At 60.8% G+C, this 23,627-nt stretch carries 19 protein-coding genes; 2 read left to right on the forward strand and 17 right to left on the reverse strand.

Annotated features, from left to right (window positions below; all coding sequences use genetic code 11):
- Positions 1 to 105 precede the first annotated feature (105 nt).
- Positions 106 to 2,463, forward strand: coding sequence for a Tex family protein (locus tag ACSOSP_RS05150; protein ID WP_455309910.1), 2,358 nt, complete (start codon positions 106 to 108; stop codon positions 2,461 to 2,463).
- 130 nt (positions 2,464 to 2,593) lie between these two features.
- Here ACSOSP_RS05150 and ACSOSP_RS05155 read toward each other — a convergent pair whose 3' ends face one another.
- The 17 genes from ACSOSP_RS05155 to ndk all read right to left on the reverse strand — a co-directional run bounded on the left by ACSOSP_RS05155 (position 2,594) and on the right by ndk (position 22,473).
- Positions 2,594 to 4,486 (reverse strand): potassium transporter Kup, encoded by a 1,893-nt coding sequence (locus ACSOSP_RS05155; RefSeq protein ID WP_455309911.1) that lies wholly within the window; start codon positions 4,484 to 4,486, stop codon positions 2,594 to 2,596.
- A 313-nt stretch (positions 4,487 to 4,799) separates the two neighbouring features.
- Positions 4,800 to 5,360 carry a phosphoribosyltransferase gene (locus tag ACSOSP_RS05160; RefSeq protein ID WP_455309913.1) on the reverse strand — a complete coding sequence of 187 codons (561 nt, stop codon included), beginning with the start codon at positions 5,358 to 5,360 and terminating at the stop codon, positions 4,800 to 4,802.
- Positions 5,361 to 5,475: 115 nt separating this feature from the next.
- A complete protein-coding gene (locus ACSOSP_RS05165) occupies positions 5,476 to 6,822 on the reverse strand; it encodes an adenylosuccinate synthase (protein ID WP_455309914.1) in 1,347 nt (448 codons plus the stop codon).
- Between the two features lie 129 nt (positions 6,823 to 6,951).
- Positions 6,952 to 8,103: an ATP phosphoribosyltransferase regulatory subunit gene (locus ACSOSP_RS05170; protein WP_455309915.1), complete on the reverse strand. Its 1,152-nt coding sequence runs from the start codon at positions 8,101 to 8,103 to the stop codon at positions 6,952 to 6,954.
- Positions 8,104 to 8,227: 124 nt separating this feature from the next.
- The gene (locus ACSOSP_RS05175; RefSeq protein ID WP_031356417.1) at positions 8,228 to 8,419 is read right to left on the reverse strand and encodes a DUF2065 domain-containing protein; all 192 of its coding nucleotides are present in this window, start codon (positions 8,417 to 8,419) and stop codon (positions 8,228 to 8,230) included.
- A gap of 41 nt (positions 8,420 to 8,460) precedes the next feature.
- Positions 8,461 to 9,378 carry a protease modulator HflC gene (hflC, locus tag ACSOSP_RS05180; protein WP_455309916.1) on the reverse strand — a complete coding sequence of 306 codons (918 nt, stop codon included), beginning with the start codon at positions 9,376 to 9,378 and terminating at the stop codon, positions 8,461 to 8,463.
- An 11-nt stretch (positions 9,379 to 9,389) separates the two neighbouring features.
- Positions 9,390 to 10,856 carry an FtsH protease activity modulator HflK gene (hflK, locus tag ACSOSP_RS05185; protein ID WP_455309917.1) on the reverse strand — a complete coding sequence of 489 codons (1,467 nt, stop codon included), beginning with the start codon at positions 10,854 to 10,856 and terminating at the stop codon, positions 9,390 to 9,392.
- A 47-nt stretch (positions 10,857 to 10,903) separates the two neighbouring features.
- Complete coding sequence (hflX, locus tag ACSOSP_RS05190) at positions 10,904 to 12,178, reverse strand: GTPase HflX (RefSeq protein ID WP_455309919.1); 1,275 nt, start codon at positions 12,176 to 12,178, stop codon at positions 10,904 to 10,906.
- Between the two features lie 35 nt (positions 12,179 to 12,213).
- Positions 12,214 to 12,450: an RNA chaperone Hfq gene (gene hfq / locus ACSOSP_RS05195; RefSeq protein WP_031356421.1), complete on the reverse strand. Its 237-nt coding sequence runs from the start codon at positions 12,448 to 12,450 to the stop codon at positions 12,214 to 12,216.
- Between the two features lie 151 nt (positions 12,451 to 12,601).
- The gene (gene der, locus ACSOSP_RS05200) at positions 12,602 to 13,939 is read right to left on the reverse strand and encodes a ribosome biogenesis GTPase Der (protein ID WP_031356422.1); all 1,338 of its coding nucleotides are present in this window, start codon (positions 13,937 to 13,939) and stop codon (positions 12,602 to 12,604) included.
- A gap of 497 nt (positions 13,940 to 14,436) precedes the next feature.
- The gene (bamB, locus tag ACSOSP_RS05205; protein ID WP_455309920.1) at positions 14,437 to 15,576 is read right to left on the reverse strand and encodes an outer membrane protein assembly factor BamB; all 1,140 of its coding nucleotides are present in this window, start codon (positions 15,574 to 15,576) and stop codon (positions 14,437 to 14,439) included.
- A 166-nt stretch (positions 15,577 to 15,742) separates the two neighbouring features.
- Complete coding sequence (locus tag ACSOSP_RS05210) at positions 15,743 to 16,372, reverse strand: YfgM family protein (protein ID WP_455309921.1); 630 nt, start codon at positions 16,370 to 16,372, stop codon at positions 15,743 to 15,745.
- A 101-nt stretch (positions 16,373 to 16,473) separates the two neighbouring features.
- Positions 16,474 to 17,820: a histidine--tRNA ligase gene (gene hisS, locus ACSOSP_RS05215; protein ID WP_455309922.1), complete on the reverse strand. Its 1,347-nt coding sequence runs from the start codon at positions 17,818 to 17,820 to the stop codon at positions 16,474 to 16,476.
- Between the two features lie 6 nt (positions 17,821 to 17,826).
- Positions 17,827 to 19,146 (reverse strand): flavodoxin-dependent (E)-4-hydroxy-3-methylbut-2-enyl-diphosphate synthase, encoded by a 1,320-nt coding sequence (gene ispG / locus ACSOSP_RS05220; RefSeq protein WP_455309924.1) that lies wholly within the window; start codon positions 19,144 to 19,146, stop codon positions 17,827 to 17,829.
- Between the two features lie 239 nt (positions 19,147 to 19,385).
- Positions 19,386 to 20,591: a helix-turn-helix domain-containing protein gene (locus ACSOSP_RS05225; RefSeq protein ID WP_455309925.1), complete on the reverse strand. Its 1,206-nt coding sequence runs from the start codon at positions 20,589 to 20,591 to the stop codon at positions 19,386 to 19,388.
- A gap of 214 nt (positions 20,592 to 20,805) precedes the next feature.
- Positions 20,806 to 21,948, reverse strand: coding sequence for a 23S rRNA (adenine(2503)-C(2))-methyltransferase RlmN (gene rlmN / locus ACSOSP_RS05230; RefSeq protein WP_455309926.1), 1,143 nt, complete (start codon positions 21,946 to 21,948; stop codon positions 20,806 to 20,808).
- Positions 21,949 to 22,047: 99 nt separating this feature from the next.
- Positions 22,048 to 22,473, reverse strand: a complete 426-nt coding sequence (gene ndk / locus ACSOSP_RS05235; RefSeq protein ID WP_031356429.1) for a nucleoside-diphosphate kinase — start codon at positions 22,471 to 22,473, stop codon at positions 22,048 to 22,050.
- A gap of 424 nt (positions 22,474 to 22,897) precedes the next feature.
- Here ndk and ACSOSP_RS05240 point away from each other — a divergent pair, with 424 nt between their 5' ends.
- Positions 22,898 to 23,596, forward strand: a complete 699-nt coding sequence (locus ACSOSP_RS05240; RefSeq protein WP_455309927.1) for a Bax inhibitor-1/YccA family protein — start codon at positions 22,898 to 22,900, stop codon at positions 23,594 to 23,596.
- The last annotated feature ends 31 nt before the right edge of the window (positions 23,597 to 23,627 follow it).

The following is a 23,627-nucleotide window of genomic DNA, read 5'->3' on the forward strand; positions in this document are numbered from 1 at the left end:
CCGGCAAACGTGTTCGCGCGGCTTACAGTGAAATGCGAGAGAAATTCGAGTGAAGCGCGCGGTACGAAAAGCCCTTGATGAGCCAGCAGGCTGACGCAGACCCCCATGACGGAAACCGTAGCACTCAAGATTGTCCAGCGCATCGCCTCCGAGTTGAATGTGCAGCCGCGGCAGGTCGCCGCGACCGTGCAGCTCCTCGATGAAGGCGCAACCGTTCCGTTCATCGCCCGATATAGAAAGGAAATCACGGGCAATCTCGACGACACGCAATTGCGCAATCTCGAGGAACGGCTCATCTATATTCGCGAGCTGGAAGACCGGCGCGCGACGATCGTCCAGAGCATAGAAGAACAGGGCAAGCTCACGCCAGAGCTGCGCGCAGCCGTTGAAGGCGCCGACAGCAAGCAGGTGCTTGAAGATCTGTATCTGCCCTACAAGCCGAAGCGCCGCACGCGGGCGCAGATCGCGCGTGAAGCCGGCCTGCAGCCGCTCGCGGACGCCCTCCTCGCCGACCCGGCGCTCGATCCGCAAACGGAAGCCGCGCGCTACGTGGACGCCGAAAAAGGGGTCGCCGATATCAAGGCCGCGCTCGATGGCGCACGTGACATCCTCTCGGAGCAGTTCGGCGAAACGGCGGAAATTCTCGGTAAGGTACGCGATTACCTGTTCAAGCAAGGCAGCGTGATTTCGACCGTCGTTGAAGGGAAGGAAACCGAGGAAGGCGAGAAATTCCGCGACTACTACGACTACTCGGAAACCATCCGCACGGTCCCGTCGCATCGGGCGTTAGCTCTTTTTCGCGGCCGCAACGCCGGCGTATTGATGGTCAAGCTGGGACTGGGCGAAGAGCTCGACGCGCAAGTGCCGCATCCGGGCGAAGCGCTGATCGCTCGCCACGTGGGTATCGCGAATCAGGGCCGCCCGGCCGATAAATGGCTCTCGGACGTGTGCCGCTGGTGCTGGCGCGTGAAGGTGCAGCCGAACATCGAAAATGACTTGCTGACGAATTTGCGCGAAGAAGCTGAAGCCGAAGCCATTCGCGTGTTTGCGCGCAACCTGAAGGACCTTTTGCTCGCCGCTCCTGCAGGTCCGAAAGCCGTGATCGGTCTCGATCCCGGCATGCGTACCGGCGTCAAAGTGGCCGTCGTCGATCGCACCGGCAAGCTGCTCGCCACCGATGTGATCTATCCGCACGAACCGCGTCGCGACTGGGACGGTTCGCTCGCCAAGCTCGCGCGGATCGCCGCGCAGACCCAGGCTGAGCTGATCAGTATCGGCAACGGCACGGCGTCGCGCGAGACCGACAAGCTCGCGAGCGAATTGATCGCGAAACATCCGGAACTGAAGCTGCAGAAGATCGTAGTGTCCGAAGCAGGAGCATCGATTTATTCGGCGTCCGAACTGGCATCGAAGGAATTTCCTGACCTCGATGTCACGCTGCGCGGCGCAGTATCCATCGCGCGGCGACTGCAGGATCCGCTCGCGGAACTCGTCAAGATCGATCCGAAAGCGATCGGCGTCGGCCAGTATCAGCACGACGTCAACCAACGCGACCTCGCCCGTTCGCTCGACGCGGTGGTCGAGGATTGCGTGAACGCGGTCGGTGTAGATGCCAATACCGCATCGGTTGCGCTGCTTGCGCGCGTGTCGGGATTGAACGCTACATTGGCGCGCAATATCGTCGATTTCCGCGATGCCAACGGTCCGTTTGCATCGCGTGATCAATTGAAGAAAGTGCCCCGTCTCGGCGATAAAACCTTCGAGCAAGCCGCCGGATTTTTACGCATCAACAATGGCGTAAATCCGCTGGACCGCTCGTCGGTGCACCCGGAAGCGTATCCGGTCGTCGAACGTATCCTGGCCAAGATCAAGAAGCACGCCGCCGATGTCATGGGCAAGCGCGAAGCCTTGGCAGGCTTGTCGCCGGCTGAATTCGTCGATGAACGGTTCGGTCTGCCGACGGTGCGCGACATCCTCGCGGAACTCGAAAAACCGGGCCGTGATCCGCGTCCGGAGTTCAAGACAGCTACGTTCCGCGATGGCGTCGAAAAGCTCTCCGATCTCACGCCGGGTATGATCCTGGAAGGCGTGGTCACGAACGTCGCGGCGTTTGGCGCGTTCGTGGATATCGGCGTGCATCAGGATGGGTTGGTGCACGTATCGGCGATGTCGACGAAGTTCATCAAGGACCCGCACGAGGTCGTGAAGGCCGGGCAAGTGGTGAAGGTGAAAGTGCTGGAGACGGACGTGAAGCGCCAGCGGATTGCGTTGACCATGCGTCTGGACGATGACTTCGCCGCTGACGGCGGCCAGCCGCAACAACAGCAACGCGGTGCGCAAGACCGTCGTGGTGGTTCGGGTGGTGGCGGCAGTGCGCGCGATGTCCGAGGCAATAGCGGCGGCAAGCGTGAACCGGAAGCGGCCAGCGCGATGGCGGCGGCGTTTGCCAAGCTGAAAAAATAAACGAGCGATATGGCTCGATAGAAATGAGAACGGCCCGTCGTAATTGAACGGGCCGTTTTTCTTTTTCGCTGCTTTAACGTGTCAAGTCGGGCAGCGTGTATGTCATCGTCTCAGACACCCACGAACGCGCTCAAATCTCGATCTTCGTCCCCAACTCGACCACCCGGTTCGCGGGAATACTAAAGAAGTCGGTCGGTTTGGCGGCATTCTGATGCATCCACGCAAACACCCGTTCGCGCCATACCGACATGCCCGGCAACTGCGTCGGCACAACCGTTTCCCGTGCCATGAAGAACGACGTATCCATGAGTTCGAACGTCATGTCGTGGGTGCGGCCGATCTCGTTCAGCACCGCCTTCACGTCGGGCGTTTCGTTAAAACCATACTGTGCTTTCGCGAGAAAGAGCCCGCCGCCCGCGTCCTTCACTTCCACGCGCTTATCGTCATCGACATAAGGCACATCGCGCGTGACGAAATTCAGGAAGATGGTCCGTTCATGCAGCACCTTGTTGTGCTTCAGGTTGTGCAGCAAGCTAACAGGCACGAGCGTGTCATTACCGGTCAGATAGATTGCGGTGCCCGACACCCGATGCGGCGGATGCGCGAGCAATCCCTGAAGAAATGGCATCAATGGAATACCGTCGGCGGCGGTCCGGTCCTTCACGATCATGCGGCCCTTGAACCACGTCATCAGCAGGAAAAACAGCACGCCGCCAATACCCAGCGGCAGCCAGCCGCCCTGCTCGATCTTGAGCAAGCTGGCGCCGAAGAACCCGACATCGACGATAAAAAACACGCTGATGATCGCGCCCACCAGAAACTTGTTCCAGCCCCACAGCTTGGTCATCACGACCGACGCGAGAATGGTCGTGACAAGCATGGTCGCGGTGACGGCAAGCCCGTATGCGGCCGCGAGATTTTCTGAGCTCTTGAAGCCGATCACGATGCACAGGATGACGAACAGCAACAGCCAGTTCACGACCGGAATATAGATCTGCCCGATCGCCAGATCCGACGTATGCAGGATCTTCATGCGTGGCACGTAGCCAAGCTGGATTGCCTGGCTCGTCAGCGAATACGCGCCTGAAATGACGGCCTGGGACGCGATCACCGTCGCGACCGTCGACAGGATCACGAGAGGCAAGAGCGCCCATTGCGGCGCCAGCAGAAAGAACGGACTTTCGGCGGCTTCCGGCGAGTGCATCAGCAACGCGCCCTGGCCGAAATAATTGAGCACCAGCGATGGCATGACAAGCCCATACCACGCGCAGCGGATGGGCTTGGCGCCGAAGTGCCCCATATCGGCGTACAGCGCTTCTGCGCCGGTCAGCACCAGCACGACCGAACCGAGCACGATATACGCCTGCAGCACGTGAGCCGCCATGAACGAGAACGCGTAATACGGATTCAACGCGATCAGCACGCGCGGCATTTGCACGATGTGATAGAGCCCAAGCACGGCCAGCGTCACGAACCACAGCACCATGATCGGGCCGAAGAGCTTGCCGACCACCGACGTCCCGCGGCGCTGGATCCAGAACAGCAACACGAGAATGACGATGGTGATGGGGATCACCCCTTCAGCCAGCGCCGGCGAGACGATTTCCAGCCCTTCCACCGCGGATATCACCGACATGGCCGGTGTAATGACCGCATCGCCGTAAAACATGCATGCGCCGAAAATACCGAGCATCATCAGCACGCCGGTTGCACGCCCAGACCCCTTGAACGTGCGCAACGCAAGTGTCATCAGCGCGAGAACGCCGCCTTCGCCGTTGTTGTCGGCGCGCATCACGAAGAGCACGTATTTGATGGAGACCACGATCATGATCGCCCAGAACAACAGCGAGATGACCCCGAGGATGGAGGCTTCGCTCAGTTCAATACCGTGCGATTTGCTGAAAGCCTCTTTCAACGCGTACAGCGGGCTGGTGCCGATATCGCCGAACACTACGCCGATTGCGGCGAGCGCCAGGGCAGGTAGCGGCTGTTTGCGCTCGTGCGCGTGAGTCATTGTGTTCATAAACGCGGGAAGCCGTCCGAAGCGGAAAAAACGAACGCCATTCTAACGTTGCGTGCGGCGCCCGACCGGCCTGTTGTGATACTGCTACGACCGGAGCGAAGCGGCAGTTTAGCATTGCGGCAAGACCGCGAAGGTGCTTGTAAGGTGCTTTCCGGATTTAACCGGCGATCAACAAAAAAACGCCGTTCAATCGCACCGGATAGGCGAATTGAACGGCGTTTCGTTTCGGTTTGGTTCTGTTGCTGAAACTTGCTTAAACCCGATTGAGCACTAAGCGCTCACGCACACGACTTGAACACGCTCAGGATTTGAATCAGCTGCGCTCGTTCTGGACGCCGCGCTTGATCCACGCACCGAGGTTATGCGGGCGGACGGTGTCCCATTCTTCGAACGGTTGATGAATCCACGGGTTCGTTTCGAGAAACTGCACATGGTAGTCGGGCTTCACCTTGGAGCAGCCCTTGTACCAAAGCACGGCGGAACGCACCGACGTGACCGCAGGATAACGGTCCTTCAAGTGCTGCTGCACGCGCGAAAGCGTCACGCCGGAGTCGACAAGGTCATCCACGAGCAGCACATTGCCCGACAACTCGCCGCGCGTCATGGTGATGTACTGGCCGATATCGAGCGTACCCTGCTCCGTGCCGGCCGCCTCGCGATACGAACTCGTCGCCAGGATCGCAAGCGGCAGGTCATAGATGCGCGAAAGCTGGTCACCGACCCGCAGGCCGCCGCGTGCGAGGCACAGGATATTGTCGAACTTCCAGCCCGAGTCGTGCACGGCGAGCGCAAGCAGCTCGATCAGCCGGTGATACTCGTCCCAGCCGACCCACAGGTTCCGGTCGTCGTTGCGCGGATCTTTCATCGCGATCATGGTGAAACTCTTTTCAATATGTACAGCTATGTACGTCTGTTGAATATACAAAAGTGGCCGCTGATTCGCGGCCACTCTGGTCGATGCTACCCGTTCAGGCTTTCCGTCTTGCTACTTAAACCTTGAACGGATGACGCAGCAGGATGGTTTCATCGCGATCGGGACCGGTCGACACCATGTCGATAGGCACGCCCGCCACTTCCTGGATACGCGAGAGATAGTCACGTGCGTTGGCCGGCAAGCTGTCCCATTGCGTGATGCCGATGGTGCTTTCCTTCCAGCCGCCGAACGTCTCGTACACCGGCTCGCAACGCGCGACTTCCGACGCACCGCGCGGCAGGATATCGACATCCTTGCCATCGAGCTTGTAGCCCACGCACAGCTTCACTTCGTCCAGTCCGTCGAGCACGTCGAGCTTCGTCATGCACAAGCCCGAGATGCCGTTGATCTGGATCGAGCGGCGCAGCGCGGCGGCGTCAAGCCAGCCGGTGCGGCGCGGACGGCCGGTCACCGAGCCGAATTCCTTGCCGACGGTCGCGAGCGTGAGGCCAACCTGCTCCTGGCGACTGGCGTTGTCAGCATCATACAACTCGCTCGGGAACGGACCCGCGCCCACGCGCGTGCAATACGCTTTCGTGATGCCGAGGATGTAGTTGAGCTTTTGCGGACCCACGCCCGCACCAGCCGTTGCCGCGCCCGCCACGCAATTGCTCGACGTGACGTACGGGTAGGTGCCGTGATCGACGTCCAGCAGCGTGCCTTGCGCACCTTCGAACAGCAGGTTGCGGCCAGCGTGGTTTTCATCGTAGAGACGGCGCGAGACGTCGGTCACCATGGGCGCGAGGCGCTCGGCGTAGCCGAACATGGTGTCGAGCGTTTCCTGATAGTCCACCGCAGCGGCGCCCAGATAACCGGTCAGCACGAAGTTGTGGAAATCGAGGGTTTCGCGCAGGCGCTCAGCGAACACTTCGCGATCGTACAGGTCCTGTACGCGCAAGCCGCGTCGGCCGACCTTGTCTTCATACGCCGGGCCGATGCCGCGTCCGGTCGTACCGATCTTCGCCGCGCCGCGCCGCGCTTCGCGGGCCTGGTCGATAGCGATGTGATACGGAAGAATCAGGTTGGCGGCTTCGGAGATGAACAGACGCTTCTGGACGTCCACACCCGCCGATTCCAGTTCGCCGATTTCCTTGAACAGCGCTTCCGGCGACAACACGACGCCATTGCCAATGTAGCAAGCGGTGCCGGCGCGCATGATGCCCGACGGAATCAGTCGAAGGATGGTTTTCTTGCCGCCGATAATCAGCGTGTGGCCGGCGTTGTGGCCGCCCTGGAAGCGCACGACGCCCTGGGCGTGGTCCGTCAACCAGTCGACGATCTTGCCCTTGCCCTCATCACCCCACTGGGTGCCGACCACGACGACGTTGCGCCCCGGGTTCACATTCACTGCGCTGGCAGACATGTCAATTTGATAGCTGGTTAAAAAAGCATTTTACCTATGTTCGCGAAAGGTTCCGAGTTTTTCCCGGTATTTGCGAACGCGTATCGATTTTGCGTCAATCGGATCTGGCGGAAATTTTCCGCAAAACCCCTACGAACGGGCCTCTACAACCCACGTTCCATCCCGCTCCACCAGCACGCGGTCGAACGCGAACTCGTCGAGATCATGGTCGTGGCCGGGCAACGCCTGGATCACCACTTCGCCCGCATCGCGCAATTGCGCGACTGCCGTGAGCAGCGGTTCATCATGCTTCCACGGGGCGAGGACCGCGCTGCCGCGGGCATCGATGGGAGAAATACGGGCGACTTCACGCAAGTCGAGCGAAAAACCTGTCGCCGGGCGCGCACGGCCGTAGGCCAGGCCGACATCGTCGTAACGACCGCCTCGCGCCACCGCGTTCGGCACGCCGTCAACGTACGCCGAGAACATCACGCCGCTGTGGTACGCATAACCGCGCAGATCGGCGAGATCGATCATCAACTCGGCGCCGTTGGCTTGCGCCGCCAGGAAGGCGAGGTCGTCCAGCGCGCGGCCGATCACCGGAAGATTCGGCAGCCGGGCGCGCGCTTCGTCGAGCACGGAAGCGTCGCCATACAGCGATGGCAACGCGCGCAACGCGTCCCGCGCTACATCGCCGAGCTTGGCCGTGAGTTCGTTCAGGCGCGGCACATCCTTCGCGCCGAGCGCGTCGAACAGCGCTTCACCGAGCGCCGCAGCGGCCGGTTCCAGGTCCAGCAGCGCCGACAAAACTCCGGCGTGACACAGGTCGAGGCGCACTTTATCGAGGCCACTCAGACGCAGCGAGTCCAGCATCAATTGCTGGATCTCGAGATCCGCTTCCAGTCCCGCGTGGCCGTAGATTTCCGCGCCGATCTGGATCTGCTCGCGCGTCGCGTGCAGACCGCGCGGGCGCGTATGCAACACATTGCCCGCGTAACAAAGGCGCGTCACGCCCTGCCGATTCAGCAAATGCGCGTCGATACGCGAGACCTGCGGCGTAATGTCAGCGCGCAGGCCAAGCGTGCGGCCGGATAATTGATCGACGAGCTTGAACGTGCGCAGGTTCAGGTCGCTGCCGCCGCTGGTGAGCAACGACTCGATGTACTCGAGCATGGGCGGCATGACAAGTTCGTAGCCGTACGAACGAAAACGGTCGAGCAGCCGACGGCGCAATTCTTCAATCTTGCGAGCCTCGGACGGCAAGACGTCGGCAATATTCTCGGGAAGTAACCAGGTGGACATCAGTGCGTTCCTACGGAGCGTTCGAGCGCGGCGGGGATGAATGCCGCGGGTGAGCGCAAGCTTTGAGTCTATGGGTGACTGGAGACTACTCGTCGACCCGCTTTGAATTTTGGGGTTGCAAGCGTCACGTAGCGATAATCAGCAGGATAACGCCAAGCACCATGGCGATCAGCCCGCCAATGCGAATCTGGTGCGGCGGCCGTTGTGCTATCCGGCGGAACGTGTCGCGCCAGGAGTTTGGGAAGACGAACGGAAACATCCCCTCGATAATCAGCATCAACGCAATCGCGAGCAGTAACGATGCAGCCATATCCATTCGATAGAAGGCGTCGCGGCTCGCACCGCGACGCTTGGGGCTCAGCGCTTGCGCACGAGCGCCGGGGTGGTCGCATCGGTTCCGCTCGGCGCAGCAGCACCATTCGGGCTACGCATGAAGCGGAAGAAATCGCTGCTCGGATCGACAACCATCACGTCGCCGGCATTGAACGTCTTTTTATACGTTTCGAGGCTCTGATAGAACTGGTAGAACTGCGGATCGACGCCGTATGCATCGGCGGCAATGGACGCGGCCCGGCCATCGCCCTCACCCTTGATGGTCTGCGCTTCCTTGTAGGCATCGGCGAGAATGGATTCCTGCTGGCGCTCCGCGGCTGCTTTCAGCGCATCGGCGTCCGCCGTCCCCTTCGCGCGCTCCTCGGCCGCCGCTTGCTGGCGCGCCGCGATCATGCGTTTGTAGACCGAATCGGCCACCGACGGCGGAAAGTCGATGCGTGTCAGTTGCAGGTCGACGAGTTCCACGCCGAACGCCGCTGCCGGCTGCTCGATCGCCTTCTGCGCTTCGGTCGCAATAGCCTGCTGCTCACCGAGCACATCCGTCAGCGAACGTTTGGTGAACGACGACGTCAACGCCGTGCGCGTCAGCGCGGCGAGCCGGTCCTGCGCCGTCTGCATGTTCTTCTCGTCGCTTTCGAACAGCTTGAGCGGATCGGCCACACGATACTTGATGACCGTATTCACGATCACCTCATTCTTGTCCGACGTATTGAAGCGGTCCGAGCCTGCTTCGTCGAGCGTCAGCGTGCGGGTGTCGATCAGCGTCAGGGTCTGGAACGGCGGCGGCAGTTTGAAATGAAGTCCGGGCGTGACCAGCGTAGGCGTGCCGCCGCCATGCGCGGACACGACGCCCGCATGGCGTTCGTCAACCACGAACATCATGGACGAGCCGACGAACAACACGACAACCACGGCAACGACGAGCGCAATAATTCGATTCATGATCGCGCCCCTCATTGCGTGTCGTCTTCGCGCGAACGCGAACGGAACGCATCGCGCGAGCGCGATGGGTCACTCGACGACTGCGAAGCTGTGCCCGAAGCAGCGGCAGAAGCTGCAGCGCTGGCGGGAGCGGCGGACTGCGCGGTCACGGCCGAAGCCGCCGATGCGCTTTCGGCGCGCGCGTCCTGCGTGATCGACCCGCCGATGACGCCGGCAGGCGCGGCGCCGACCGGCTGATTCGCGCCCGCAGGCGCCGTCCCTGCAGCAACACCCGACGCGCCCGACGCCGCGGCGTTCGCGTTCTGGCGGTTTGCTTCAACGAGTTTATCGAGCGGCAGGTACACCACGTTGTTCGAACTCTTGCTGTCGACGAACACCTTCGTCGCACGCGAATAGATCTGCTGCATTGTGTCCAGATACATGCGTTGACGAATCACTGCCGGCGCCTTCGAATATTCTGCGTAGACCTGCTTGAAGCGCTCGGCATTGCCTTGCGCCTGTGAAACGACCCGGTTGCTATAGCCCTTCGCGTCGTCGATCATGCGCGCCGCGTCGGTCTTCGCGCGCGGCAACAGTTGATCTGCGTAGGCTTTCGCGGTGTCGACCGCGCGCTCGTTATCCTGGCGCACCTTCGCGGCATCTTCGAACGCCGGCTGAACTTGCGTCGGCACCTGCACGCTCTCGATCGTCACGCCGGTCACCTGCAAGCCCGTCTTGTACAAATCGAGCGATGCCTGGATGGTGTCGAGAAGCTTCGCGCGCAATGCTTCGCGATCCTTGAAAAGCAGGTCGTCGGTGCTGTGCGTGCCAGCGATCTCGCGAATCGCGGCTTGCGCCGATTCCGTCACGTTCTGATCAGGATCGACGTTGCGGAACAGATAGTCGGTCGCAGACTTGATCTGATACTGCACGGCAAAGCGCACGTCGACGATATCCGCATCGTGCGTCAGCAGCGATGCGTCGCGAACATTGGCCTGCGTCACGGTGTTGTTACGCCCGATTTCGACCGAACGAATCTGCGATGTATTGACGATCTCGTGCGACTCGAACGGATACGGAAGACGCCAGTGAATGCCCGCGTCGGCCGACTCTTCATACTTTCCGAAGCGCGACACGACACCCACATTGCCGTCCTGCACGACGAATACGCCGCTGCCCAGATAGATCGCGATCAACACGCCGATCACAATGCCCATGCCGATCCTGGCGCCGCGGCCGTTGTCGGCACGCGGACCACCGCCGGCCGGCTTTTTCCCGAACAAGCCCGCGAGTTTCTTGTTGAAGTCGCGCCACATTTCGTCGAGATCCGGCGGGCCCTCACCATCCTTGTCCTTCGATGGGCGCTTCTGCTCCTGCGGACGCTTCTGCTCCTGGCTTTTACCGTCGCCATTGCCGTCGCCCCGCCCCCAGCGCGGATCGTTGATCGAAAAGACGGCATGCGAAAGCTGCCGGTTACTCCGCTCGTTGTAGTCGTTCACTCGGTGATTCACCATTAGACAGCCGGGTCAATGCAAATCGGAACAGATCAGTGCCCGTGCTCGGGGACCTTGCGGTCATCACTTTCGTCGGCTGACCGGTGGTCTTCCGGTAGCGCGGTTCCGTCGTCGGATGTGCTATCCATGGACTCCGGCACGATTGTGCCGTCCGGAAGTTCCGTGTACTCGTTGTTATCTTTGGGTTCGGAAGCCGCGAATTCGGCGATTGCCGCGCGCAGCGCGTCGAGTCCCTGACCCGTTCGCGCGCTTAAAAAGACGCGCAAAATATTACCATACTCGTCCCTTTCGACTGGATCGTTACGGGCCGCGAGTTCAGGCACCGCGTCGATCTTGTTGAAAACGAGGATCTGCGGAATGCCGTCGGCGCCAATGCTGCTCAGCACCTTATTGACCTCTTCGATCTGGTCGAGCCGCACCATGCTCGACGCATCGACCACGTGCAACAGCAGGTCGGCCTGAACGGTTTCTTCAAGCGTCGCACGAAAAGCCGCGACCAGCTGGTGAGGCAGGTCGCGAATGAAGCCGACCGTATCCGACACCACCGCCTGCCCCGCTTCCTCGCTGAGATAAACCCGGCGGGACGTGGTGTCCAGCGTGGCGAACAACTGGTCCGCTGCGTAGGCCTGCGCCTTCGTCAACGCGTTGAACAATGTCGACTTGCCCGCATTCGTATAACCGACGAGCGACACCGACGTAGTCCGGTTGCGCTCACGCTGACGCCGCTGCGTGCCGTGCTGACGCTGCAACTTCTTCAGCCGCGCCTTCAGCGCCTTGATTCGCTCGCCAATCAGCCGGCGGTCAGTTTCAAGCTGCGTTTCACCCGGTCCGCGCAAACCAATACCGCCCTTCTGCCGTTCAAGGTGGGTCCATGCGCGAATCAAGCGCGTGGACAGGTATTGGAGCTGGGCGAGTTCGACCTGCAGCTTGCCTTCATGACTGCGGGCACGCTGCGCGAAAATATCGAGGATGAGACTGGTCCGGTCAATCACACGCCGATCCAGCGCCGTTTCCAGATTGCGCTGCTGCGCGGGCGCGAGGGCGTGATTAAAAATGACAAGTTCGACGTCGTTGGCTTCGCACGCGAGGCGCAGCTCTTCGACTTTGCCGCTGCCGACGAACATCTTGGCATCGGGGCTGGAACGGCGACCGGTCAGGGTGACGGCGGGATGAGCACCCGCACTTTGTGCGAGCAGACTGAGTTCTTCGAGACTGGCATCGAAATCGATCTTTCCGAAGTCGACACCGACAAGCGCTGCGTTGATCAAATTAATGTTTTCATTTTGAAGCGACCGGTGAATTAGCATGTTCATTCATGCCGTGACACCGGACGCAACGAGGTTTAGGGCGTTTCTGCATCCGGGTGGAAATTCACCGGACGCGCCGGCACGACCGTGGAAATGGCGTGCTTGTAGACCATCTGAGTAACCGTATTCCGGAGCAACACGACGTACTGATCGAACGATTCAATATTGCCTTGCAGCTTGATGCCGTTGACCAGATAGATCGATACAGGCACATGCTCTTTTCGCAGTGCGTTCAAAAACGGGTCTTGTAACAATTGCCCTTTGTTGCTCATAGCAAACTCCGTATTATTTTTGCAGGTTGACGTGATTGCGACGAAGAAAAAGAGATCCGCCGTCAATCGCTACACTATAGCCGATTTTCATTTTCGCACCAGCGCGCCACGGCTGTGTAAAACCCGCCGAAACGCTTGATGCACGCGGGATTCAGCCTTTGTCCGCGTAAGGGTTCGCGCTTGAACGGAACTCTATGCGCAATGGAGTCCCAACCAGCCCGAAAGTTTCCCTGAAGCGGCCTTCGAGGTAACGTTTATAAGTGTCGGTGATCGCGTCGAGGGCATTTCCGTGCACAACGATGATCGGCGGATTCTGCCCACCCTGGTGCGCATAACGAAGCTTCGGACGAATCGGTCCGCGACGGCGCGGCTGCTGGAATTCAACCGCGTCGATCAGCGCACGCGTGAGCTTCGGCGTAGGCAACTTGGCCATGGCGGCGGCGTAGGCGTCATCCACCGATTTCATCAGTTGGCTGATACCCGTCTTTTCCAGCGCCGACACGTAATGGAATTTAGCAAAGTCCAAAAACTTGAGCTTGCGCGTGAGGTCCGCCTTGGTGCGCTCGCGCACATGCGAGTCCAGTCCGTCCCACTTGTTGACCCCTACCACCAGCGCCCGTCCCTGCTCGACCACGAAGCCCGCGATATGCGCGTCCTGGTCCGAGATGTCCTGCTGCGCATCGAGCAGCAGAATCACCACGTTAGCGTCGGAAATGGACTGTAACGTCTTCACCACCGAAAACTTTTCCACCGCCTCGAATACCTTTCCGCGACGACGCAAACCGGCCGTATCGATCAGGGTGTATTTGCGGCCGCTTCGCTCGAAATCAACGTAGATGGAATCGCGCGTGGTGCCGGGCATGTCGAACGCGATCACCCGTTCCTCACCGACCAACGCATTGATCAGCGTCGACTTGCCGACGTTCGGGCGCCCCACAATGGCGATTTTCACGCCGCGAGCCGCCTTTTCCTCAGGGTCCTCTTCCGGCTGTCCGGCATACGCTATCTCGAGCGCATCACCGATCATTTCCGTGACGCCGTCGCCGTGCGCGGCAGAGATTGCACGCGGGTCGCCGAGACCCAGTTCGTAGAAGTCGGCGGCGACCGCGCTGTACTTCATGCCCTCGGCCTTGTTGACCACGAGGAAGAGCGGCCTGCCGGTCTTGCGCAGGTAGTCCGCAATCGCCTTGTCTTGCGGCGCCAGTCCGTTGCGGCCGTCGGTGATGAAGACGACTACGTCGGCCTCTTCCACCGCCTGGCGCGTCTGGCGAGCCATTTCGTGCAGGATGCCGTCCTTCGCGACCGGTTCGAAACCGCCGGTGTCGACCACCAGGTACGGGCGGTCGCCGACCCGACCTTCGCCATAGTGGCGGTCACGGGTGAGGCCGGGCAAGTCGGCGACGAGAGCGTCGCGCGAACGGGTCAGGCGGTTGAAAAGCGTCGATTTCCCCACATTGGGGCGCCCCACGAGGGCAATTACGGGTTTCATCAGATGGTGTTCTTAGTTGAACGCAAGGCGGATGATTCCGGCCCGGCGCGCGCCGGATAAAAGTCCGGAAACGGCGAGCCGCGAGTGTGCGTGGCCCGGCGATGTGTCGAAAATTAGCACGGTTTCCGCGGAGACCGCAGCGTGCAGCGATGTTCCACGTTCATGGCGTCTGAAGCGCATGTGGAACGCGCCGAGCGCTCCGCCAAACGACATGATCGATCGGGCAACGTCACCCGAAGGTGTGGACCCGCTTGCACAATCCTGCTGCCGGAATCCCGATGCCTGGTGTTGCTTGAAGTTGCTTGTACCGTTGCCGTTACTGCCCAGATGCTGCTTGTGCGCTTATTTGCCGCACGATGATCCTTCACGCGCGGCCTTGATGAATCGATTCTATTCGCACGGCGCGGACTCAAAAAACAAAAAAGTCCGAAAAAACGCGAACGGCCGGCAAAGCCGGCACGTTCGTCAGAACGTCAGATCCATTCAAACCAAACCAATCAGCGCGGACGGAAACCGTACAGGCCGCCGTCGTGCGTCTGGATAACGAGGGTATCGCCCGCCAGTACCGGTGCAGCCGTGATTGCGCTGCCATCGGTCTTGGCCCGGCCGACGAATTGTCCATTTGCCGTCGAAAGGAAATGCACGTAGCCCTCGAAGTCGCCAAGCACGACCGCGCGGCCCAGGATAAACGGCACGCTGACCATGCGATTCTTCAGCTTGTCGTTCTTCCAGAGCGGTGCGCCGTCGATCCCGCTGAACGCGTTGACGATCGACCAGTCGTCGCCGGCCGCGACCATTTCATTGTCCTGCGCCAGGCCGCTATCGCTCGAGAACGATTTTTCCCATTGCGGACGGCCCGAATTCGCGTCGAAACATCCAATGCGGCCCTGGAACGTCACCGCGCACGTTTCCGATCCCACCAGAGTAGGCGCACCGGTAACGTCGTTGATACGCTCGACTTCAGTCACGCCCTTCGGGAACGACACCGGCGTCTGCCAGTAGGCGTCGCCGGTTTGCAGATTGATTGCGGCGAAGGTACCGCCCGGGAAGCCCGCGAGGACTGCCTGGGAAGCGGCGAACGTCATGCCCGCAGCCACACGCAGATTGAGCGGCACGGCGCGCGCCTGGAATACCCACTTTTGTTCGCCGGTCTGCGCGTTGTACGCGATGACCTTGCCATCGATCGTACGGACGATGACCACGTCATTGCCGACCAGTGGCGGCGAGATGATTTCGCCCGGTGCGGTTGCCGTCCAGAGTTGCTTGCCGTCCGGTCCGAGCACGTAGACGTTGCCTTTCAGGCCACCGACCGCGCTCAGGTTGCCGTCGCTGCCCACGCCCGCCGACAGATCGTCCTTGAGCTTGATGCGCCATACGTCCTGACCGGTCTTGGCATCGATCTTCGCCACCGTGCCGTTGGCGCCCGCCGCGTAGACGAAGTCACCGATTGCCACCGGCGAGAACAGGTAACGCCCGGCCTTGCCGACACTCGCCTTCCAGGCCTGCTCCACGGTCAGAACCGGCTTGATGTCCACAAGCGGAGTCGGAATGCGCCGCTCGTCCTTGGTCGCGCAGGCGGTGAGCATAACCGTCATCGCGCAAGCGAGCGGGAGAGCGTAGCGTTTCAGAAAGGTCATCGGTGGACGCAACATGAATAAGTGAAATCGGTTGATCGGTGTGCGGCGTGGTGCTCGCTAAGGTTGCAATCACCGCTGCAAACCGGTGACTTTAACCTAGTGAGCGACGCGCCTGCATAAGGACGAGGTCGGCTGACAGGCCTCAAGGTCAAGGCGGCCGTCGGCGCTAGCCGCCGAGTGCGTCCAGCTTGAACTGGACCAGTTGACGGGCGGACGTATCGGATTTCGGCAGCGTGTCGAGCGCAACCTTGTAAGCTGCGCGCGCATCATCGCGCTTGCCTTCGACCGCCAGCAGGTCACCGCGACGGTCCGACACCACGCCCTTGAACGCGTCGAGCGGCGCGTCACCGAGCACCTTCAGGCCCGCGTCATAGGCTTTTTCGTCGAGCAGCAACAAAGACAGCCGCAGTTTCGCGATCTGTTTGTATTCGTCGTCTTTCGCGTGGTCGGCAGCCCATTGCAGTTGCGTCTTGGCCCCTGCACTGTCCCCTGCGGTGTACAGCGATTTGGCGGCGGCCAGCGCCGTCATCTGCGCGTACGCGGTGCCGCCGAACTTGTCTTCCATGTCCGTTGCCGCCCGCGTGACCATTGCCTTGTCACTCGACGCCACCGCTTGCTGCACCTGGTCGTAGAGCACGGCAGCTTCAGCCGCCTGCCTGCGCTGCCAGAAATTCCAGCCGTTCCAGCCCGCCGCGACGACGAGCACAGCAAGGACGATCCAGGTCGTGGAGTTGCCCCATTTCGCCCACCAGGCTTTCAGGTTTTCAAGTGACTCTTGTTCTTCGTGATAGCTCATGCCCTGCGTATTCCTTGACTGCTTTTGTATTCGCGCGCAACGCTGCACGCCGTTGTTTCGACCCGCTGCACGGCTTTGCCCGCGCGGCGCCGCCCGACAAATCAGTCGGCGCTATCGTCGGCGGTTGCCACCATCGCATTGATTAGAAATTCGGTCAAGTCTTCCACCGGCACCGTGGCTTGCTCGTTCTTTTGACCCGTCGATTCAACCGATGCACTGCGCAGCGGCTTCACGCCGACCATGCCCTGCGCCAGTTCGTTTTCGCCCAGCACCACGGCAAAAGCCGCACCGCTGGCATCGGCCTTTTTCATCTGCGACTTGAAGCTGGCCGCCAAGCCGTCCGGGCTGCAATGCAGGATCACGTCGAGGCCAGTGTCGCGCAGCCGCTCGGCGATGATGAACGCCTGCTCCGCCGCCGCTTCGCCCTGATGAACCACGTAGATGTCGGTTCCTTCCGGCGCCGGCACCAGGTCTTCTTCCTTCAGCAACTCAAGAATGCGCTCGACGCCCATCGCCCAGCCGCACGCCGCCGTCGGCTTGCCGCCCAGTTGCTCGATCAGCGGATCGTAGCGGCCACCGCCCGCCACCGTTCCCTGCGCGCCGAGCTTGTCGGTCACCCATTCGAACACGGTGAGGTTGTAGTAATCGAGGCCGCGAACGAGACGCGGATTGATCTTGAACGGGATGTTGTTCGCCTTCAGCAGACGCTGAACACCGTCGAAGTGCGCGAGCGATTCGGCCCCAAGGAAATCGACGAGCTTCGGCGCGTTCTGCGCAATCTCCTGCATGGCGGGATTCTTCGTATCCAGCACTCGCAACGGATTGGTGTACAGACGGCGCTTCGATTCCTCATCGAGCGCGTCGACATGCTGCTCGAGATACGCGATCAATTCCTTGCGATGCGCCGCCCGCTCTTCCGGCTGGCCAAGCGAGTTAAGCTCAAGCCGAATGCCGGACAGTCCGAGATCGTCCCACAGGCGCTGGCACATCATGATGATTTCAGCGTCGGTGTCCGGTCCGGCGAAGCCGAGCGCTTCCACGCCGACTTGATAAAACTGCCGGTAACGCCCGCGCTGCGGACGCTCGTGACGGAACATGGGACCGATGTACCACAACCGCTTCGGGCCGTCGTAGAGCAGATTGTGTTCGATCGACGCACGCACCACAGCCGCGGTATTCTCCGGGCGCATTGTGAGCTGCTCGCCGTTGAGCGCGTCGGTGAAGCTGTACATTTCCTTCTCGACGATATCCGTCACCTCGCCAATGCCGCGCGTGAACAACTGCGTGGGCTCGACGATCGGCGTGCGGATCTGCTGATAGCCGTATGCGCGCAGCATCGACTTGACGGTGCTTTCGAAAAATTCCCACAGCGCGGCATCCTGCGGGAGGATGTCGTTCATGCCCTTCACGCCGCTCAGTTTCTCGAGCTTTTTCTTCTGTTCAGTCATCTGTCTTTAAAGTGTTTCTGCCTGCGCGGTTTCGCGCTTGCCGTAGGTCCGCGTCACGTACTCGCTGACGATTTGCTGGAAATCCTGGGCGATATGATCGCCGCGCAGCGTCTTGACCTTCACGCCATCGATAAACACCGGCGCCGCCGGATTTTCGCCCGAGCCCGGCAAGCTGATGCCGATATTCGCCTGCTTCGACTCACCCGGGCCATTCACGATGCAACCCATGACCGCGACGTGCATTTTCTCGACGCCGGGGAACTGATCGCGCCATTCGGGCATTGCGTTGCGCAGATACGTCTGGATCTGCGACGCCAGTTCCTGGAACAACGTGCTGGTGGTGCGTCCGCAACCCGGGCATGCGATCACCATCGGGGTGAACGAACGCAGGCCCATGGTCTGCAAGATTTCCTGGCCGACGATCACTTCACCGGTCCGCGCACCGCCCGGTTCCGGCGTGAGCGAGATGCGGATGGTGTCGCCGATTCCTTCCTGCAGCAGCACCGACAACGCCGCCGTCGACGCCACGATGCCCTTCGATCCCATGCCCGCTTCGGTCAGGCCGAGGTGCAACGCGAAGCTGCAGCGCTTGGCCAGTTCGCGATACACCGCGATCAGATCCTGCACGCCGCTGACCTTGCACGAGAGGATGATCTTGTCGCGCCCGAGGCCGAGTTCGACCGCGCGTTCCGCCGAGCCGATGGCCGATTGAATCAGCGCTTCATACATCACGCTTTGCGCTTCCCACGGTGTGGAGCGGGCCGCGTTTTCGTCCATCATCCGCGCGAGCAGATCCTGGTCGAGGCTGCCCCAGTTCACGCCGATCCGAACCGGCTTGTCGTAGCGCGCAGCCGCTTCGATCATCTGGGCGAATTGCGTGTCGCGCTTGGCGCCCGCGCCCACGTTGCCCGGATTGATCCGGTATTTCGACAATGCTTCGGCGCAAGCCGGATAGTCGCGCAACAGCGTATGACCGTTGTAATGGAAGTCACCGACGAGCGGCACGGTCACGCCCATCCGGTCGAGCTGTTCGCGTACCGCGGGCACCGCTGCGGCGGCTTCGGGCGTGTTCACCGTGATCCGGACCAGTTCCGACCCGGCTTGCGCCAGTTCCTTGACCTGGATCGCCGTGCCGATGGCGTCGGCGGTATCGGTATTCGTCATCGACTGGACGCGCACGGGCGCATCGCCGCCGATTGTCACCAGCTGGCCGCCCCAGCGGACGTCGACGGCATGCGATGAGCGCCGTTTCCACGATCCGCCGAAGACAGGCTCCGTCGAACAAATCTTGCTTTCAATAAGGGGGTGTTGAGCTTCGGATTGCATCGAAAGACCCTTTGCGCCGCCGGCTATCACACGGTGACGCGTATCTGGACATGAATGAGATAGAGGACATAAAAACGGCACCGCCACCTTTGCGACGCCTTGATGAAATCTTCGCACATCTCCGTGTCAAGGCTGAGAACTGGCCTCAAAGCCCCTCACGACGTGTGGCGTAATTCTTTCAAGTCCGCGTTGGGTAACAACGCGGACTCAACCTCACGCGAGTGCGCGCGCGGCCGAACTCAAGGCAGCGAGAAGCGCGCGACGTTGCCCTTCGCAGGACCGAATTTAGCTGGTTCGACCGGTTGTCCGTCGAACGTCAGCGATTCGAGGCCCGCCCGATTTCCGACCGTGATCTTGAACGGCGCGTCGCCTGCCACCTGTTGCACGCTGCCAGCTTTGACCAGGCCCGAAAACACTTCCTTGCCGTCCTTCTGACGCACGCTGAACCAGCTATCGCTCGCCACCTTCAATTCAAGTTGGTTCGCGCCAGTGCCGACCGAAGCAACCGCCGATGCCGAAACAGCCGCACCCGGCGATGATGCAGGCTTCGCTGCATTCGCCAATGCTGCGGTCACCGGAGCGCTCGCGCTTTGTGCACGCGCTGCCGCGCCCTGAACGGCCGTGATGGTGGATGAAGACGCGGGAAGCGCGTTCGTACCTAGCGGGCTCGGCATAGGCTGGGCGCCTGCCTGCGCGGCAGCCTGGGTTCCCGCCTGAGCCTCGGCTCCGTTCGCCTGCGCTTCAGTAGCGGCGTCACCTGAGGCGACCGAACCCGTATTGGCCGTCGCTTCGTCGGTAGCCGTCACCGATGAACTCGCACTGGTTTCGCTGTTCGTTGCCTGGGTTGCACCGTTGGCGCTGGCCTTCAGCCTTGCAAACCATGCGGCGGAATCCCCGCCCGTGTGCCACATTGCGAGCGCAATCACGGCCACGATCACAGCAGCAACGCCCCACAACCAGGACCGGCGTCGCGGCGAACTGCCCAGCGGGACCGACACGCGGCCACGCGGCAAACCTGCACCGGACGATGCCGGCAACGACAAATTCTGCTCAAGCGGACCGTTAGCGTGACGCAGCGCGGCCGTGAACGGAGCCGGGTCGGCGCCCATGATTTTCGCGTAGCTGCGCACAATGCCCGTCGCGAAATTCCGGTCGGGGAAAAGGCTGAGATCGCCGCTCTCGAGCGCACGCAGTTTCTGCGGCGACACCTTCAGCCGCGCGGATACATCGTCGAGGGACCAGTTCTTCGCTTCGCGAAGTTGCGTAAGTCGCACACCCACCGCGGCGACCGAATCAAGACTCGCTGCCTGCTGAATGCCGCCCGGCGCGGTATTGGCAGCGCTCGCGGCGTTCTCGGGCTGACTTCCGGGCAAAGCACCGGACCGACTGCCTGATTGGCCAGCTTTATGAGCGCCGAAAGGCGTCGGGTGCTGCGGCTCACTCATCCCAAATTCCTCGCATTGATTCTTTTTTGTCGCTGTTCAGCTTCTTTGCTGACCTTGGCGCCACCGCGCGACACAGCCTAGTCGGCGTTGCAGACGGCTTTATAACAAAATGCACGGCATTGTGTGCCGTCTTCTGGCATTTATTGCCGGATTTTCCAGTTTTTCCGCCGAATGAGGCGCCGCACCCCGGCAGCGCAACAATCCCGCCGCGAACTCAAACAGCACGAACCTCGATGACCTTCCCAGGCTTGCCCATGCGCTGCGCCAGCCGCGTACGATCCTGAACCGCGCCGGCCAACTGCCCGCATGCCGCGTCGATGTCGTCGCCGCGCGTCTTGCGCACCGTGGTCACGACGCCTGCGTCCATCAGCACCTGCGCGAACCGCTTGATCTGTTCATTGCTCGAGCGCGTCAGACCGGACTCGGGGAACGGATTGAACGGGATCAGGTTGAATTTGCACGGCACGTCACGCGTGAGCGCAACCAGCTCGCGCGCGTGCGCTTCGGTGTCGTTCACGCCGTCCAGCATGCAATATTCGAATGTGACGAAATCACGCGGCGCGACCTTCAGGTAACGCTGGCACGCGGCCATCAATTCCCGCAACGGATATTTCTTGTTCAGCGGCACGAGCATGTCGCGAAGCGAATCGATGGGCGCATGCAGCGACACGGCAAGCGCGACCGGCAGATCCGCGCCGAGGCGATCCATCATGGGCACGACGCCCGACGTGGACAACGTCACGCGGCGACGCGACAGTCCGTACGCGTTGTCGTCAAGCATCAGCCGCATGGCCGGCACGACTGCGTCGTAGTTGAGCAGGGGCTCGCCCATGCCCATCATCACGACGTTGGTCACGACGCGATCCGCCTTGCCGTTATTCGGCGCACCGTCACTACCGCCTTTCGAAGCGCGCAGCGCAAACTCCGCCATGCGCAACTGGCCGATGATCTCGCCCGTGCTCAAGTTGCGCGAAAAGCCCTGCTTGCCGGTGGAGCAAAACCGGCAATTCACGGCGCAGCCCGCTTGCGACGAAACGCAGAGCGTGCCGCGATTTTCTTCCGGGATATAGACTGTTTCGACCGCGTTGCTGTTACCCACGTCGATCAGCCACTTGCGTGTGCCGTCGGTGGATACGTGATCGCGGACGATGGCGGGCATATCCAGGCTTGCCCGCCCTTTCAGTTTTTCACGCAGCGATTTCGCCAGGTCCGTCATGCCGTCGAAGTCGTCGACACCGAACTGGTGAATCCAGCGTTGCAATTGCTTGGCGCGAAACGGCTTTTCGCCCAGGCTGTCGCAATAAGCGACGAGCCCGGCGGCATCGAGGTCCAGAAGGTTGACTGTTGCAGCTGTCATTTCGATTCTGCCATTTCCTTGCTGAGCGAAAAATGGAACGCGTTCTGAGCCGCGTTCCAGCTATTTCGCGCCAATTCCAGCGGTAAATCTACTCCCGAATCAACGCGAATAGACGTTCACTTCGGGGAAGAAGAAAGCGATTTCCTGACGTGCGGTTTCAGCAGCGTCCGAACCGTGCACGGCGTTAGCGTCGATGCTGTCGGCGAAATCCGCGCGGATCGTGCCCTTGTCAGCCTTTTTCGGGTCGGTTGCGCCCATCAGGTCACGATTCGTCAGGATGGCGTTCTCGCCTTCCAGCGCCTGGATCATCACGGGGCCGGAAATCATGAATTCGACCAGGTCCTTGAAGAACGGGCGTGCAGCGTGAACCGCGTAGAACTTTTCCGCGTCAGCGCGCGACAGATGGACCATGCGAGCTGCGATGACCTTGAGGCCAGCTTGCTCAAAACGGCTGTAGATCTGGCCGATCACATTCTTTGCCACTGCATCCGGTTTAATAATCGACAGGGTGCGCTCGATCGCCATGAAAAACTCCAAAAAATGAACGGGTTACGAATATAAATGAATCGACAATTGTAGCACGAAGCGTTGTATGATTGCGATGGAAACCTTACGGCTTCGTAAGCATCAAAGCATAGGTAAAACGTAGTACGGAATTGCACTGCGGATCGCAACGCGGGTATGAAACGCGCGGTAATTTTAGCGGTCTTGCTGTTGCGCAGCAGCATCGTTGATTTCGGCGCAAGATGAGCCCATATTTTGTATCGAAACGGCCTTCGAGCCCGCAGCGTACAATGCAGCCAAAGGGTTTTCGCGGCAAATCGTCCAACGAGGCCGCCCGACCGACAAAAGCCGTGTAGTCGCACGGCACAGCGTCGGCGTTTTACGGCAAAACAAGCCGGTGTTTTTGAACCAGATGGCTTTACACAAGTTTAGGCAAGGAGAAACCATGAACGAATCCCCTTACGGTTTTGGCCGCAGCGGTAGCGTCACGTCGTCCGAAACCCGCAACCGCGTACTACGGAACACCTACTGGCTGCTCGCGCTGTCCATGATCCCGACTGTGTTGGGCGCTTGGGTCGGCGTAGCAACGGGGTTCTCCCTGTTCGCGGCAACCAGCCCCGCCATGAGCTTCATCGCCTTCATGGCAATCGCGTTCGGCTTCATGTTCGCCATCGAGCGCACCAAGAACAGCAGCATCGGCGTATTCGTGCTGCTCGGCTTCACGTTCTTCATGGGCCTGATGCTGTCGCGTTTGCTGAGCTTCATTCTGGGCTACACGAACGGCCCGCAGCTGATCATGATGGCGTTTGGTGGCACTGGTGTGATCTTCGCCGCCATGGCGACTATCGCGACGGTTAGCAAGCGCGACTTTTCCGGTCTCGGCAAGTGGCTCTTCATGGGCGTACTGGTGTTGCTGCTCGCCGCGTTCGCGAACGTGTTCCTGCACCTGCCGGCCTTGATGCTGACGGTATCGGTGCTCGCTATCGTGATCTTCTCGGCGTACATGCTGTTCGACGTCCAGCGCGTGGTGAACGGCGGCGAAACGAATTACATCAGCGCCGCGCTCGCGATCTACCTGGACTTGTATAACGTATTCACGAACCTGTTGATGCTGCTCGGTATCTTCGGCGGCAACCGGAACTGATTGCGCATTGTTTCTGCTTCGCTCGTAAAAA

It is taken from the genome of Caballeronia sp. KNU42, from assembly GCF_053760385.1.

Bases quoted from the DNA above. Each gene is read 5' to 3' on its own strand.
- ACSOSP_RS05150 (WP_455309910.1), top strand. From the start codon at position 106: ATGACGGAAACCGTAGCACTCAAGATTGTCCAGCGCATCGCCTCCGAG.
- ACSOSP_RS05155 (WP_455309911.1), bottom strand. From the start codon at position 4,486: ATGAACACAATGACTCACGCGCACGAGCGCAAACAGCCGCTACCTGCC.
- ACSOSP_RS05160 (WP_455309913.1), bottom strand. From the start codon at position 5,360: ATGATCGCGATGAAAGATCCGCGCAACGACGACCGGAACCTGTGGGTC.
- ACSOSP_RS05165 (WP_455309914.1), bottom strand. From the start codon at position 6,822: ATGTCTGCCAGCGCAGTGAATGTGAACCCGGGGCGCAACGTCGTCGTG.
- ACSOSP_RS05170 (WP_455309915.1), bottom strand. From the start codon at position 8,103: ATGTCCACCTGGTTACTTCCCGAGAATATTGCCGACGTCTTGCCGTCC.
- ACSOSP_RS05175 (WP_031356417.1), bottom strand. From the start codon at position 8,419: ATGGATATGGCTGCATCGTTACTGCTCGCGATTGCGTTGATGCTGATT.
- hflC (WP_455309916.1), bottom strand. From the start codon at position 9,378: ATGAATCGAATTATTGCGCTCGTCGTTGCCGTGGTTGTCGTGTTGTTC.
- hflX (WP_455309919.1), bottom strand. From the start codon at position 12,178: ATGCTAATTCACCGGTCGCTTCAAAATGAAAACATTAATTTGATCAAC.
- hfq (WP_031356421.1), bottom strand. From the start codon at position 12,450: ATGAGCAACAAAGGGCAATTGTTACAAGACCCGTTTTTGAACGCACTG.
- der (WP_031356422.1), bottom strand. From the start codon at position 13,939: ATGAAACCCGTAATTGCCCTCGTGGGGCGCCCCAATGTGGGGAAATCG.
- bamB (WP_455309920.1), bottom strand. From the start codon at position 15,576: ATGACCTTTCTGAAACGCTACGCTCTCCCGCTCGCTTGCGCGATGACG.
- ACSOSP_RS05210 (WP_455309921.1), bottom strand. From the start codon at position 16,372: ATGAGCTATCACGAAGAACAAGAGTCACTTGAAAACCTGAAAGCCTGG.
- hisS (WP_455309922.1), bottom strand. From the start codon at position 17,820: ATGACTGAACAGAAGAAAAAGCTCGAGAAACTGAGCGGCGTGAAGGGC.
- ispG (WP_455309924.1), bottom strand. From the start codon at position 19,146: ATGCAATCCGAAGCTCAACACCCCCTTATTGAAAGCAAGATTTGTTCG.
- ACSOSP_RS05225 (WP_455309925.1), bottom strand. From the start codon at position 20,591: ATGAGTGAGCCGCAGCACCCGACGCCTTTCGGCGCTCATAAAGCTGGC.
- rlmN (WP_455309926.1), bottom strand. From the start codon at position 21,948: ATGACAGCTGCAACAGTCAACCTTCTGGACCTCGATGCCGCCGGGCTC.
- ndk (WP_031356429.1), bottom strand. From the start codon at position 22,473: ATGGCGATCGAGCGCACCCTGTCGATTATTAAACCGGATGCAGTGGCA.
- ACSOSP_RS05240 (WP_455309927.1), top strand. From the start codon at position 22,898: ATGAACGAATCCCCTTACGGTTTTGGCCGCAGCGGTAGCGTCACGTCG.